The following is a 17,053-nucleotide window of genomic DNA, read 5'->3' as shown; positions in this document are numbered from 1 at the left end:
GCATACTGCACCGCTAGCGATTTAGCGTATTGCTCTGGCAACGGATACGCTGGCGCTTCACTAAAGTGCCGATAAAACGCCACAAATTCTTTGGCAAGCAGCGCCATCGACCAACCATCGCTGGCAATGTGATGCATGTTAAACAAGAGTCCAAATCGGTTGTGACTAAACTGTACACAGATAACGCGCAGCATAGTGTCTTGGCATAAATCAAAAGGCTTGCTGAGCGATTGCTGCTGTAATGTTTGCCAACGCTGCTGTTGCTCGGCGGTATTCAGCCCAGACAAATCTACTAATTCCACAGGACAAGCTACTTGAGCACGAACTTGCTGCACAGCACCGTGATCACCACTTGCAGGAACGATGACCGTACGGAGCACTTCATGACGCGCAACAATCGCGCTTAACGCTTGTGTTAAAGCATCAATATCTAAGGCTCCCTCACACCAATAGCTCGCTGGCATATGGTATTGCAGACTTTGCTCATGTAACTGATCGATTAACCACAAACGCTGCTGAGCAAAAGACAGAGGTAACGCTTGGGCTCTTGATACCGGCTCAATGGTATTGCTGTGCGCAATCATCGAACTTGCGGTTATCACTTCAGCAAACGCTGCAACACTTGGCGCATCAAAGAGTTGTGGTAAGGTGATATCTCGCCGCTGCTCACTGCGCACTCGGCTGATCACTTTTATGGCAAGCAGAGAATGCCCGCCTAAGTCAAAGAAACTATCGTTAATACTCCGTACTTGGCTCGGCAGTAGCTCACGATATAACTCAAGTAAATAACGCTGTATGTCCGTGAGCTTAGATCCATCAATTACCTCAGCGACCTCTTGGCTTTTCGCCTGAGCCTGATAGGCAAGCTGTAATGCTTGCTTGTCTACTTTTCCGTTTGCAGTCAGTGGAAGATCAGCAACGATATCCAGTGCGGCAGGTAACATGTAACTGGGCAGCGACTGCGATAAAGCTTGGCGCAACTGCACAAGTGTGAGCTCAGCCTCACCATTTAAAACCACATGAGCCACTAGGCTTTCTTGTGCTTCATCAACACTCACAGCGCAGCTTTTTACTTGCGCCAACGCGTCGATTTGATGGGCGATTGCCACAAGAGAAATACGGTAGCCTCGCAGTTTTACTTGTTCGTCTAACCGCCCTAAATAACAAAGATAGTCTGCCTCACCGCGCGCATTCGCATGCCACTTTGCCTTGTCGCCACTGCGATACCAACGCATGCTTGAAGTACCAGACGCAGGCACTGCTTGCTCAACAAAGCGTGTTTGCGTCACACTCGCGAGATTAATATAGCCTTCACACACGCCATCTCCCGCCAGCCAAAGCTCTCCGGGCATGTTAGGTAAAGCCAGTTCGCCAAAATCGTCGACTACCGCAAGGGTCATATTATCGATAGCATGACCAATAGGCACTTCTTCATGGCCCGCTAACAAGTGGCGCGACTCACGGCTTACAGCATAGATACTACAGCCGACTGTTGCCTCAGTTGGGCCATATTCGTTTACCCACAGGGCATTAGGGATCTTATCCATCAGCTTATCAACCAAAGCTGCGCTCAGCCCTTCACCCCCAACCACAAATCGGTGGGCGATATTACTGCGAGTTTGTGCGTCACTTAATGCAAATACCGCGCGTAGGTGAGCCGGTGTTAACTTGAATAACTTGGCTTCGTTAGCTGCAAAAATCTGCGTTTGTAAGGCGGGCAACAATTCTGCGCCTGTGGGAAGCAACTCAAGCTCACCACCTCGCATTAAGATAGGCACTAAGGCGGTCACCGTCGCATCAAACGCCAGCGGTGTACTGAGTACTGCCTTGGTTATATCACCGGATTGTGGCAGATAGCGCTGACACGCAAAGCGCAGATAATTATTGAGGTTGCCATGACTAATGGGCACCCCTTTTGGCTGCCCGGTTGAACCTGAGGTATAAATAACATAGGCAAGCTCGGCTTGGTTAAATGCAGATGCGTCTTCATCTACCAGCAAACAGGTATCGTAAAACGCAAAGTTCCCCTCGGCTTCGAACAGATCATCAAGCAACAAAAAGTCACTACCGGCTTCAATCAAGCGCTCGGCATCTTCACTTAGCGCCAGCGTCAATACGATGTCTGCATCATTCATGATATAGGCTAAGGTATCGGTTGGCGTGTCATGATGAATGGGCACATAGGTATGGCGCGCTTTTAATATTGCCAGCACCGCGGCCACCATGTAACTCGAAGACGGCAGTAAAATAGCAATGCGACTTTGCTCGGCAAATGCCATTTCTAATAAGCTATTAGCAAGTTGGTTCGCGCATTTTTCTAAGGTGAGATAACTACAAGTAAACTCCCCCATGCGCACCGCAGTCTGTAGTGGAGTCTGAAGAGCCGCCTGACTAAACTGAGTCACCCATGGCTGTTGCTCTGTCACTTCTACCGCAACACTTTGCAGCTGTTTTAATAGCGCTAACTGCTGCTCAGCGGGCCACAATGACAATGCTGACAACGGGGTATTTGGCTCTGCAAGACACTGCGATAACACATAACAAAACTGCTGATGGAAACTAACCACACTCGCTTCTTGCCACAAATTGCTGTCATAAAGCCATTCAACGGTGAGTACATCCCCCTCGTCTATCACTGCGACTTCTAAATCTAGTTTGGCACCGCGTATTTTGCTTTGGCAGGGCGTCACTTCCAGTTGCGCTAGCGTAAGGTTTTCATTTACCTGATTATTTACCCGGAACACGATTTGATGCAGCGGATGCTGGGCGCTTGAGCGTTCAACGTCTAGCTCATCCACTAACACATCGAAGGGAATATGTTGATGTTGCAATGCGTCGTTGAGTAAGCCTTGGGTTTGCTGTAACGCTTGCGTGAAACTAGTATCTTCACTCCATTCGCTCCTAAGTACTAAGGTATTGATAAAGTTACCAATCATATTTTCAAACGCTTTAAGGTGACGTCCTGATACTGGCGTACCAACAACCACATCGCGCTGTTGAGAAAAGCGGCTTAACCACAAGGAAAATAGCGTTTGCAGTAACACGAATAAGGTTTGCCCTGAGCGAGTTTGATACGCTCGAAGCGCACTGACTAGCGCCGCAGGTATGGGCTCACTCACTAACGCGCCGCGTGCAGAAGTTGTTGCTTCTCTGCGGTAATCAAGCGGTAGTTCATGCACCTTGGGCAGACCTTGTAATTGCATACGCCAATAGTCGAGCTCCTGTTGCCATAACTCCCCCTGTTCCAGCTGCTGTTGCCACATTACATAATCAACGTAATGCACCTCTTGTAGCGATAAGGTTTCGCCGCTGAGAGCAGCTTTGTATGCCTGTCTTAAAGCGTCACTCAAACACGCAATAGACCAACCATCGGCAGCGATATGATGTAAGGTGATCACAAGGGTAGCCTGCATCGCCTCTTGTTGATAAAGACTGGCGCGCAGCATTAAATCACGGCTTAAATCGAAGCTGGTTGCGTAATCTTCTGCGATGGCCTGCTCTAACGCATGTGCTTGTTGCTCAGCAGATTTATCTGTCCAGTCGTGCTTAACCAGGGTAAATCGAGCATCAAGGTTAATGCTTTGGTGCGGTTCTCCTTGCTCATTTTGATGGTAATTAAACGCCAAGACTGGATGTTGCTTAATCACTGCAATAAAGGCTTGCTCTAAGGCTTCAGTATTCAGCTTGCCTTGCAATTGAAATATGCCCTGTAGGTTATACTGGTTGCTGTGCCCTTGCAGTTGGTCTACAAACCACAAGCGCCGCTGTGCAAATGACAAAGGATAATTGGGCTGTGGTGGCGCAGGTTGTAGACTTGGTAATGAAGATTGAGACTGAGAGTTAACCAACATCTCGCTTAGTTCAAATACGCTAGGATTGGCAAACAGTTGCTTTAAGCTCACCTCCACCGAGAGCTGGGCTCTTAGTTCATTGAGTAATTGCATTGCCAATAAAGAGTGACCACCGATGCTGAAAAAGCTATCGTGCAGCCCCACTTCTGGTGCGCCCGTTAAGGTTTGATAGAGTGTGATTAACTGTCGCTGCAACGCACTTGTCACCTCACTACTTTGGCTTTGAGAAGTTAATGCCAAAGACTGTAATTGTTGGCGGTCTATCTTGCCATTACTCAGGGTGGGTAAGTGCTGGCAAAGCTCTATCCAACTTGGGATCATCGGCTCGGGCAAGCGACGCTTCAAGCCTTGGCGGATCACCTCGCGCAGATTGGTTGCGGCGCACTGGCTGCCACCACCACTTACCACAAAAGCAACCAAAGCATCTTGCTTGCCGAGCTTGCGCACCACGACTGCTGCCTGCGATACCTCATCAAGCGCTAACAGTGCAGCTTCTATTTCATTGAGATCAACGCGGTAACCGCGAATTTTCGCTTGTTTGTCAATTCGACCGAGAAATTCAAGCTCGCCGCTCACATTCAGCCTAACGCTATCACCACTGCGGTAAAAACGGGCGCATTGGGCACTATGTTGCAAGCTACTTGTAAACTGAGCTGCGGTCTCTGAAGGCGCATTTATATATCCTTTGGCGAGGCTCGGCCCGCCAATATAGAGCTCTCCAGGCATGCCAGCGGGTGTTGGCTTCCCCTGTTTGTTGAATACGCAGGTGGTGACATGTGCCAAAGGCGCACCGATCGGATAACTGTGGCCGGTTAGCCTGCTGTCTGTGACTTCATGACAAACCACTCCAACACAAGCCTCCGTCGGACCATAATGGTTGAAAATACGCGCCCTTGGCGTCAGCGCGCGAATGCTATCAACAAGCTGCTCACCTAATGCTTCTCCACCTAACACCCACTGCGAAATAGCGGGCTTTTGCTCAGCAAATTGAGGCAACAGCACCGCGGCAAAAGAAGGGGTTAATTTTATCAAGTTAACTTGCTCAGCCACTAACTTGGCTGCAATTTCAGTCGGTTCTGGCGCTTGGTTTGCAAGGGTGAGTACCACAGTGCCGCCATGAGTAAGCACCGGATACACAGCCGTTAAGCATAAATCCGTGGCAAGTCCTGTGACCACGCCCGCTCGCGTATCTTGGTTGTAACTCAATCTCGCCGCGATGCTGCTGCAATAGTGACTCAGCGCGCCATGGCTGATCTCAACCCCTTTGGGCACACCAGTAGAACCAGAAGTAAACAACACATACGCGCTATCATCAAAACTTGGTGAATAAGTTTGCTGCGGCGCTCCTTTGTTTTGGCTCAGCTCACTATATGTAAGCACTCTGATGTCAGCTTCTCGTAGCGCTTGGCAAAGTGGCGTTTCGACACTTACCACCACCGTATTACACTCAGCTTGCGCTAGCATTTGTAGCGCTCTGGCAGTGGGCATATTGCCATCAATAGGTAAATACGCACGGCCACTTTGCATTACGCCAAGCATAGTGACAATGTCACTCATATCGCCCGTTGTTATCAGCGCAATGATTGACGCTGGAACATCTAAGTTGTTGGCAATTTGTAGGCTTTGAGATTGTAGCTGCTGATACGTTAGGGCCCGCGATGCTTCGCCATTGGTGCTTGGCACAACCACTGCAATCGCCTCACCTTGAGTTTGCGCTATACTTCTGATTGCTTGTGACACCAGCGCCGGCTGGCTGATGTTGTGATTGATATTTGCCGCCTTTGTCGGTAAGTTCGTTGATTTGAGCACCAAGTCGTCAATCGGCAGCGCCTCTTTAGCACAATAGCACTGGACAAGTGCCAAATAATCATCGGCAAATTGCTGAATAAGCGCATGGTCATAAAGCCCTGTTGCATAAACAAAGTCACACACAAGGGCATCATCTGTATCATCAACAGATAGGGTTAAGTCAAATTTCGCAGTGCCATTATCTAGGGCAATTAACTCGGCTTCTAATTGGTTATTTACCGACACCTTACTACTGGCTACACCATTGTAGTTAAATAACACTTGAAACAAGGCGGAATGCGCGGCGGATTTGGGTAGCTCTAGCGCTTCAATGATGTCTTCCACGGCAGCGTTTTGATTACTAAGCCCTTGCAATACTTTGTATTGCAGCGCCTTAATCGCCTCACTCATGGAGTGATGTCCGTTTATCTGCATACGCAGTGGCAAGGTATTAATAAAGCAGCCAAGCATAGCTTCAAACTCGCTTTGCTGACGATTTGCAACCGGCACCCCTAAGGTAATATCGGCTTGCTCACTGTAGCGATAAAGCAAGATGTAAAACACGCCCAGCAAGGCGGTAAAATGTGTTACGCCATCGCTGTGGCAAGCTTTATCTAATCGTTGTATTTGTTCTGCGTTAAACGAACAACGAACCGTGTCACCTTGGTACTGCTTTTCTTTTTTTCTTGGATAGCTGGTGGACAATTCAAACGGTGTAAATGCCTCTAACTGCTCAGTCCAATAAGCCAATTGTTGTTGATAGTCTGGGGATTGTCTTAATTGCTGCTCCCAGTGCACATAGTCAACATACTGTAAATCGGGAAGCTCAACACACGCCTCCGATAGCTCATACAGCAGTGCGTTGATAAATATAGTCACGCTCCAGCCATCACTAATAATATGATGCATGTTAACGAGTAACCAGCGGCAAGCAGTGTGAGAGTTACTCACTAAAGCCGTCACTTGCAGCAGCGACTCGTTGGCAAGATCAAACTGATACCCCACAGCCTCTTTAGTCGACTCTGGTAGCTGATTGGGTAGCGCTTCTTCATCCACGGTCATCACAGCAATTTTCATCGCCTCAGCAGGTTCAATTTGCTGCACCACCTTCCCTTCAACCGTGATAAATCGTGCTCTCAAAATATCGTACTTAGCTATCAAGCGGCTCAACGCTTGTTCAATGTCCGTGACTGAAAATGGCTGCGATAATTTAACTAGCCCAGCCATGTTGTATGCCGCAGTGCCCCCTTCATATTTATCAATAAACCACATTCTTTGCTGTGCTGCCGAGAGCGCAGCAGATTGCTTTTGTTGCCCCTGAAGGTAGGTGATAAGCGCAGTTTTGTGCGCCTTTATCTTATCCAGAATACCCTCAGGCACCTGCCCAAGCGGTGTTCTAAGTTTTAATTTATCTTGCTGTAAATAAACATAAATCTGTTGACGGTCCAGCTCATCTAACCACTGTTTTATTGCAAAGTTTTCCATCATTACAAGTCCATCTCCGTCATAGATTTATCACTTAGCGCAGCACTCAAATCTCGGTCGCTTACAATATCACTGACTTTCTCTACGTTTGGAGTTTGCACCTCCACCGAAATAGCATCATGAGCTTGTTTTAGCGCTTCGATACACTCAGCAAGCTCTGCAATACAGGCGTGCTCAAAGATGTCGCCAATGGTCAATTTAATATTGAAAGCTCGGTTGAGTCTCGATACCAACTGCATACCAATCACCGAATTGCCGCCGCTATCCACAAAACGTGCTGTGACGCCCAACTGCTCAACAGGGAGAAGCGCTATATAATGTTGATGCAGCTGTTTTTCTGTTTCAGTGCGAGGAGCCAACGTGCATATTTCTGATACTGGCTCAACAGCAGGCATTGGTAGTGCTTTTCGGTCGCGCTTACCATTTGGTGTCATCGGCCATTGACTTAACCAAACAAAATGCTCAGGCACCATGTAACTTGGTAACCATTCACCGAGCGCTTGGCGCAGCCGAGGCGAAGACCACTCGGTTGATAGCTCACCATCATCAATCATATAACCACACAGACATGGGCCAGTTTCTAGCGTTTGTACGCAAACATCGACTTCACTAGTATTGAGTATCCGCCCTAGGTGATGGCTAATATCGCCAAGCTCTATACGATGACCATGGAGTTTAATTTGATTATCTAAGCGTCCTTTTAATTCAAAATGGCCATCAGCTAAACGCCTCGCTTTGTCTCCCGTCTTGTATAAGCGGCGGCTAATGGAAGTTGTAAATTGATGATTGATAAAACGCTGCTCGGTCAGCTCCGCTTGATGTAAATAACCCATAGCAACACCACTGCCACCAATGTATAACTCGCCCCATACGCCGTCGGGTAAAGGCAGCCCTTCACCATGGCACTCTGTTGGGAGCACAAATAAGCTAGTATTTTGTATCGCTTTACCAATGGCTATCTCTGCGGCATTGTCGATATGTGCCACCGCCGACCAAATCGTGGTTTCGGTTGGCCCGTATAAGTTATAAACCGCTTTACTGTGACTAAGTAACTGCGCGGCCAGTGCCTGAGGTAAAGGCTCACCGCCACTCCATACTTTTATGCCAGAAGTGCATGCTGGTGCCGCATTTAACACTAATTGCCATAGCGTTGGCGTTGCCTGCATCACCGTGATCTGCTGCTGTTCAATAAGCGCGCCAAGCACAGCAGGATCGCTAATACTTTCATCACTTGCCAGCACCACCGACGCACCAACCAGTAATGGCCCAAACAACTCTAGCAAGGCAATATCAAATGCCACCGTGGTGATGGCCAATAAGCGGTCATCTGCCACCAGCCCCGGCTCACGACACATAGATGCAAGCAGATTAGCAAATGCCCCGTGATCGACTTCAACGCCCTTGGGTAACCCCGTGGAACCAGAGGTATAAATCACGTAAGCACGCTGCTGAGCTTGAATTAGCAAGCTTGGGCTGCGAGTCGAACTTTTGGCAATGACTTCGGCATCGCTATCCATACAGACTCGTTTGAAACGACCATGATTGAATAACGCAGACTCTGCACTGCTGGCATCACACAGCACAACACTCGCTTTGGCATCCTCTAAGATATGCGCGATGCGCTCGTCAGGAAAGGTGAGATCGAGTGGTAAAAATGCCGCTCCAGCTTTCATCACCGCCATGAGTGCTATCAACAGCTCCACCCTGCGTGGTAATGCCACCGCCACGATACTATTGGGCGTTACCTGCTGCTTCATCAAGTAGTGAGCGAGTTGGTTAACACGCGAATCTAGTGCCTCATAACTGAGACTCACATCATCCGTTACCAGTGCCGTACGTGCGCTGCAACGCGACACATTGTGCTGCCAAGTTTCAACGAAACTCGTCGCGACCTTAACCGATTTCTCTTGCTGTAGCGGTAACTCAACCAATCGATACACATCATCACTACTTTGTATCAGCTCATTTTGAGCCCCTATCGGTGTGTTGCCTTGAACCTGCGACAGCAAATGGACAAACTTAGCCACGTACTGGGTCATTAGTTCAGTATCAAATTTTGCTGTGTGATATTCCACTAACAGTGACCACTGTCCCGCAACACAGGTCATATTTGTCGTCAGTTCAAATTGGCCAAATTTAGCGACACTTGGCTGTACCTCAACTTCTAACCTGTTAAAGCTCGGCAAAGTAGTAACTTTATCTAGATTAAACAAAGTACTAGGTAGAATTAGCTGTTCATCGGCAAGGCTTGCATACGGATGAGTTTGGTGATCAAAGGCATCAAGTAAGGTGTTTTGCACCCGCTGTACCAGCTCACCGATAGTGCTAAGGCCTACTATATCCACCACAATGGGCAAGATATTGGTGCAATAACCCAGTAACGCTTGGTCGAGTAACTCAGGCTCAAACTGCGATGCCAGTCGTTGCCTATCTGATACCGGCACTCCTACACTTATCACAGTCTGGCCGCTTAACTTGTGTAGCCACAAGCAATACAGTGCAAGCATGGTTGCAAATTGCCCACAACGCATAAATTGAGCTAGGGTCTCAGTGTTTCGGATTGCACTCGATGAAATGGGTAATGTGAGCTGGTTAACTTGATATGAAGCCACGCTCACCGTCGTTGATTTTGGCAGCTCAAGTGGTGTTGAATTAGCTAAGCACTGATGCCAAAAAGCTTGGTTTTTTGCAGCTTCTGGTGAATGCGAATATGCCTGCAAGCTATTAACATAGTGACTAAAGGAGACAGCTCGGCTTGCCACCTCATTTTGTTTTGCATCTTGATTGTAGCGCTCAGCGATTGCTGCCAGCACCATTTGTAGTGAAAGCCCATCGCAGATCACATGATGGGCTACAACACTTAGATAGTGCTGCGCTTTGCCATCACTCAACAGCGTCACTCTACAAAGTGGGTCTTTTGCAAAGTCAAATGGTTGATAACGCAGCGCGGATAACCGCGTTTGCAATGTTACTTGGTCGTCCTCACTCCATGGCTCAACATGCAACTCGGCTTTTTCCACTCGGCAATATTGCATTAAGCGGTCACTATCGACACCAAAACGCAAGATTGGGAAGTCGCGGCAGACCGCGGTAACGGCTTGTTGCAGCCGCGGTAAATCGAGCTTGCCGGAGAGCTTTAATATCGCTTGTAGTTGATATGCACTCGCTCCATCGCTTGAGGTCAACGCCATCGCTAATAGCTGCTGCTGGCTATGGCTAAGTGGAAATGCAGCATCGTCATCACTTTGACTCGTTTCACCAAAGTAGCCCGCACGTTTTAAGCTAAGTACACTGGCTTCAACTGCGTTTATCACCGCTGCAATGTCTTCATCTGTATGCGCGGCACTGAAAAAGCAGTTTCGCCCTTCCCAGATAAACACACCGCGCTCTAGCATTTCATAAAAGAACACATCAAGATTTTGCGAAAAGCGAAAACGGAATAATGAGGCAAACGCTTCTATTCGAATGGGTACGTCATGGGTTTCAAAAAACGCATTGAGATGTGCTTTAAATGCTGTGGTTTTGTCGTTGATCCCTTGTTGTAACGTTGGACCTTGCGACTGGATAGCTTGCAACACCGCTTTGGCGCTCGCCATGGTCATTGGATGTTTGCAGAAAGTCCCGGCAAAGAAGGTGGTATCGGTCAAAGGGTAGGAGTCATCTCCGTATTGCCAATTTCCTCCGTCAATGGCATCGAGATAGGTAGCGGCCCCCGCGACTACACCGATAGGCATACCACCACCGACGATTTTGCCATAGGTTGCCATATCGGCCTTAACCCCTATCAAGCCTTGAACACCACCGGGGTGTGCTCTAAAGCCAGTGATCATTTCGTCAAAAATGAGGGCAATACCATACGCTTCGGTAAGCGTACGTAGTTTACGTAAAAACGCCCAAGGCTGATTTTCAGGATGACGGCTTTGCACCGGCTCAACAATCACCGCGGCAATATGTTGTGCCTCTCGGGTAATAACCTCTAGCGCCTCATCATCACCATAAGGTAAAACAAGATTATCGGCGATTGCGCCATAACGCACTCCAGCACACATTGTCTCTACGCCTTGCTCTGGCGACTCAGTTGCTAAAGTACCATCATAGTGACCATGGTACGCACCTGAGAACTGAACAATTTTATCGCGCTTGGTCACCGTTCTTGCCAAGCGTAGCGCCGTCATGACCGCCTCTGTACCAGAGTTACAAAACGATGCCCGCTCAAGCCCCGTCAGCTCACAGATAAGTGCGGCGACCTCGGGCGCATCAGGACTTGCAAGTCCAAGTTGCATCCCGGATTCAAGCTGTTGCGCCAGCGCTGCTTTGATAAAATCAGGATTATGACCAAATAAGTTAGTACCAAAGTCCATGGTGATATCAATATAGCGATTATCATCAATATCCCAGATATATGCGCCCTCACAGCGCTTAGAGAACACCGGATAAAGTAGCTCTTTGCTCGATAGTCTAAAACCTGCCGATGCTCGGCAATCCGCAAGGCGTGCGCGATATTCGCTCACTAGCGCTTTTGAACTGTGCGTTTTCGCAATGTAAGCATCACTCAATGCAGCAAGATGTTGGCGTATGGCCGGGCTGCTATTGGCACGCTGTACTTGTTTTTGTTGTGCGCCTGGTAATACAGATTGGGCTCTGCTTGGCTGGGGCTTTGATACCAAGGTTGCTGTCGAGGTGACTGCACTGTTTTCAACTTTCGCGCCCTGAATATGGCGTAACTGCTGTCCCACCACCGCTTCTAACGCAGCTCTCGCTTCAGCGTTGGTCACTGTGCTTGCCGCCTGCAATTGCGCCTGATAGATAGCGACAAGCGTGTGGTTGTCAGCCTCTACTACACTACCTTTTGGCGTATCAGTCGTCACCGATGCAGGTGATGGCAAACTGCCAGCTTGTTGTGAACCTTGCGGCACTTTGAGATAGTCACTATGGCTTTGAATATAGGCCACTAACTTATCGACATCGCTGAGCTCTTGATAAAATTGACGAACACTAAACTCTAAACCGAATTCCCGCTCATATACTCTAACGGCCTGCATGATCATCAACGAATCAACCCCCATTTCTAGCAAAGGGAGGTTGGTTTGGATAGCATTAGCGGGCATCGACAAGAGTCCCGCTAGGGTATTGAGCACAAAGCTACGGATCTGAGCATCACGGTCACTTGTATCCACCACAGTCAGAGCTTCGGGCTGTGATTGTTCAGTACCAAAAATCCAGTATGAGCTGCAATCAAATGGATATTGCGGCAAGCTCGCTCTAGCGCTTGGACGATTGCCATACACCTGTTGCCATTCGAGCGCCCCGCCTAAGTCGAGGTATGTGCCCAAACACTCGGCGAACCTCTTGCTGTCATCGCCTTTGGGGTGCAATACATGGGCATAACTGAGCGCTTTGTTATTGCTGTTTTCTTGTAGTAAGCCACTCAAAATAGGTTTGGGACCAAGCTCAATCGCTAAGCCATGCTCTAGTGACTCAAGCGCAGTTACACAGTCAACAAAGCGAACCGGTGCCTTAATTTGTTCAACCCAATACTCAGCTGTTGCAATGCGTGCGGTCTCTACTTGCCCCGTCATGGACGAAACAAAAGGCAGCCGAGGCTGTTGAAATCTAACCTGTTCAGCGACTTCCCTAAAGGCGTCTAACATGGGAGTCATCAGTGGAGAGTGGAAAGCGTTTGCCGTATGCAGAGATTTTACTTTAATTTGCTGTGCTGCAAGCATGTCACTGAGGGCAGTGATTGCTTCATCAGCACCGGAGAATACTACCCCAGCCTCACCATGGAAGGCTGAGATAACCACTTGCTCCTGAATCTCACTCAAGCAATTACGTGCGGTTATTTCATCACATCTTGCGGCGATCATGCTGCCTTTTATCGGTAATTCATGCATTAGTTGACCGCGCGCTGCAATCAACTCAACACCATCTCGAAGCGAGAACACGCCAGCAATACAAGCCGCTGCATACTCACCAACACTATGACTGAGTAGCTGGGATGGCTTCACCCCATAATGCATCAATAAGTTTGCCACACTGTATTCAACGGCAAACAAGCTCACTTGCGTCCAACGGGTTTGTGCCAGCAGTTCACTATGCTTTTCATCGAATAACACATCCAACAGGCGTGCTCCAAAGCGCTCGCCAATCAGGCTGTCAATGTCATCTAAGTGACTGCGAAACACGGCATAGTGTTGATATAAAGAGAGGGCCATCAAGGGGTATTGTGAACCTTGCCCGGTGAACAAAAGCGCAACTTCTGGTGCAGTATTTGCCGAGGACTGTTCAGCAATAATGGGACTATTCAGTTGCGAAATAAGTGCTTCTCTACTCACACCACCAAACGTTTTATGCACACCTTTAAGCGGCACTTGCTCGGCATTTTGTGCGCAGAAGTCATCAAATGCTTGAGGAGTCAAACTCGACAATCGTTCACTATAGTGACCAGCAAGTTTCTGCAATGCAGCTTTAGATTTAGCAGCGAGAGGCAATAGATAAAACGAAGGCGGTGTTACTTCAGCTTGTGTGCTGAGTTCAAGTACAGGCGCTTGTGCGCAGATCACATGTGCATTAGTACCACCAAAACCAAAAGAGCTTAATCCAGCGGCTCTTATCCCCCCTTGTTGTACAGACCATGTCTGCATGTTTTGCGGCACCATAAATGGGAGCTTTTGCCATGGGATATGCGGATTTAACACCTCACTGTAACGCTGCGCAGGAATTTGCCCATGCTGTAAACACAGTAGCGTTTTGATAAGCCCAGCAATACCCGCACCGGATTCAAGGTGACCAATATTCGCTTTTACCGCACCGAGAATAACCGGATCATGACGACTATGATGTTCTCCATACGTGCGGTTTAATGCTGTGATCTCGATAGGATCGCCAAGCTCCGTACCCGTGCCATGGGTTTCCACATAGTGGATATCTCCCGCCAGCATCTTGGCATTATCAAGGGCGGCATTGATCACAGCCTGTTGCGCGGCACTATTTGGCGCGGTAATGCCATTGCTGCGGCCGTCTTGATTAATTGCACTGCCTTTGAGTACACCAACAATTGGGTCGTTGTCTGCCATGGCTTGTTGTAGCGGCTTTAGCATCACCACCCCAACTCCTTCACTTCGCACATAGCCATCCGCTGCTTGTGAAAAGGTTTTGCAATGGCCGTCTGCTGCCAACATTTGTGCGTTTTCACAGGCCTTAGTCACATCATCGCTCAGAATAAGATTAACGCCCGCCACCAACGCCGCGTTCGTTTCTCCATTTCTTAGTGCTTGAATTGCATGATGAAGTGCCACCAGCGATGACGAGCACGCCGTATCAATCGCCACGCTCGGGCCGGTAAAATTAAAGCTATAAGAAATACGGTTTGCTGCAATGCTCAGTGCTGTGCCCGTGCCTAAATACGCGGTACTTTTTTGCTGTTGTTGCGACAATAAAAAGTAATCATTTTGCGATATACCGACATACACGCCAATATTGCTACCTGCGAGCGTGGCGGGTTGGTAACCGGCATGCTGTATAGCGTGATAAGTCGTTTGGAGCAGTAATCTATGTTGTGGGTCGATATGCTTAGCTTCGAGTGGCGAGATGCCGAATAATGCAGCATCAAACTCATCGACATTCTCTAAATAGCCACCGAGTCGGTCGGCTTCAAGATTCGGGCAAAGCTGCTGGCGCTTAGGATCTGGCGTGGTGATCCCATCGCCCTGCTGGCTTAACAGCTGCCAAAATGCATCTAATCCATTTGCTAAAGGATAACGACAGGCCATGCCAATCACGGCAATATCTGTATCCGCAATATCTTCAGCTCGGCGAGTAGGCTGCGTCTTATTCGCTTGCTCAGTGGCACCTTTCGACTCGTTAAGCTCTGTCTGCCCTAGAGCTTGAGTTAGCGTACTAAACTGACTTAAATACTGGGCTAATTCGCGAATGGAGGGATATTCGTAAAGTACCGTAGGCTCAAGGTCTAGCTCGTGTACTTCCATTAACTCCCCTGAGATCCGCACCGCTTTCATCGAATCCACACCTAATGCCAAGAATGGCGCGTCGATATCCAAACTACGCGCGGGCTTATCTATTTCTTGTGCGACTAAATCTTGTAATAATCGCTGAATTTGTTGTAGTGACGATGAGGACGATGGCGCCTCAGCTTGCTGTGGTACAGCAGCTTCACGGGCGCGCGCAATTACTTCAAAGTTATCGGCTAAATAGCTGCGCTTATTCTCTTGGCGCTGAATTTTACCGCTCGATGTTTTATGAATGCGACCGGGCTTTATCAATACGATGTCATAGGGCGTAATGCCGTGGTGCTCAACGATCGCAGCGGTGATCTGCTGTAATACCTGCTCAGCATTTAACTTTCTTAGTGCAGTACGCTTTACTTGTTGTACTATCACCAAACGCTCTTCATTACCATTAGCGGCGACCGAAAACGCTGCGCCGCCATTTTGTTCTAAGCTATCGCTTGCTTGTGTAACCGTAAGCTCTATATCTTGCGGGTAGTAGTTTTTACCGCGGAAGATAAGCACGTCTTTGGCGCGTCCTGTAACGAACAATTCCCCACGCTGGATAAAGCCTAAATCACCAGTACGGAGATAAGCCCGCTCGTCAGCACCTTTAATTCTGGCATGAAATGTAGCCTCAGTTGCCGCTGGGTTATTCCAATACCCCTTTGCTACACTTGGACCAGTTACCCAAATTTCTCCGGTTTCACCATCATTGCATGCTTCAAAAGACTCAGGGTTAACAATCGCAATACAATGCTCGCCCCAACTCACGCCAGAAGATACGGCGTAATAAGGTTGCTGTTCATCAGCCACATCTAATGCATAAAACGCATCTACTGTATCTTCATCTGCGACTTGTTCGGCTATGCCCTGCTGTAGCTTGGCTGCATCAATACGTAATATCTTTGGCTTTTCTAGAAGACGTCCACCAGTTGCAAATAAAGTGGTTTCTGCCATGCCGTAACAAGGTGCGATACTCTCTCTTTGTAAGCCACACACTTTAAACTTTTGATAAAAGCGCTCTAACGTGCTGGCACGCACTGGTTCCGCGCCATTTAATGCTGAGCGCCAATGGGACAAATCTAAGTCTTTAAGGTCTTCATCTTTGACGGTGTCCACACACAGATCATAGGCAAAGTTTGGCGCACTTGACGTTAATGCTTTGGTTTGTGAAAGCAGTTTTAGCCAACGTAGTGGTTTTTGCAGGAAATAAGCCGGATTCATCAGCGCCGCTGTCGCACCGATATAGATTGGATGCATAATGCCAAAAATCAGTCCCATATCATGGAAATGAGGCAACCAACTTACAATCGAAGAGTTGCTGTCATGACCAAACGCTTCTTTCATTAGCGCCTGATTATCAAGAATATTGTCGTGAGTTACCATTACGCCTTTAGGTGTGCCCGTCGAGCCTGAGGTATATTGCAAAAATGCCAGTTGCTCACCACGGATTTGTGCACGAGGCCACTGTTGAGTGATCGATTTAAGTGCAATGTTATCGGTAGTAAATAGTGCTAACTGCGCTAGACTTGGCTCAGAATCAAGCAATGGCTTGGCGATTTCATTGATCTTTTCACTGGTAAGCGCACCTTTGGCACCTGCGTCTTCGATGATGGCACGCAGACGATCAACATTTTGATTCTTTTTAGGGGGATAAACCGGTACCGCAATTATCCCTGCGTATAAACAAGCAAAAAAGGCTTCAATAAATTCAAATCCAGAGTTGTACAGTAATAATGCTCTGTCACCCGGTTCAAAATATTCACTCAATGTCTCAGCAATAGAGGCTGCACGCTCATGCAGTTCTTGGTAGGAAATAGTTTTACTTGGTAATGCCTCATCGTAAAAATACTGATAGGCAATATCTTGAGATCGAGTACGCGCTAAACTCGCGAGTATAGTAACAATATTTGTATTCAT

General features: G+C 48.1%; 2 protein-coding genes (1 of these 2 running past the window's edge). Both read right to left on the bottom strand.

Annotation, left to right across the window (positions count from 1 at the left end):
- A protein-coding gene (locus DS891_RS18315) for a non-ribosomal peptide synthetase (protein ID WP_174170557.1) crosses the window boundary here: on the bottom strand, positions 1–7,127 show its 5' portion. 2,701 nt of this gene lie to the left of the window's left edge; 7,127 of the gene's 9,828 nt are visible here — the first part of the coding sequence; its start codon is at positions 7,125–7,127; its stop codon lies beyond the left edge, outside the window.
- Positions 7,127–17,053, bottom strand: a complete 9,927-nt coding sequence (locus DS891_RS18310; protein ID WP_174170556.1) for a non-ribosomal peptide synthetase/type I polyketide synthase — start codon at positions 17,051–17,053, stop codon at positions 7,127–7,129. Before DS891_RS18310 ends, DS891_RS18315 begins: the two co-directional genes overlap by 1 nt.

The sequence above is a fragment of the Pseudoalteromonas sp. JC28 genome (genome assembly GCF_013319255.1).
Classification (GTDB): domain Bacteria; phylum Pseudomonadota; class Gammaproteobacteria; order Enterobacterales; family Alteromonadaceae; genus Pseudoalteromonas.
The sequence above is the reverse complement of the archived record's forward strand: the minus strand, read 5'-3'. Positions and strand labels throughout refer to the sequence as shown.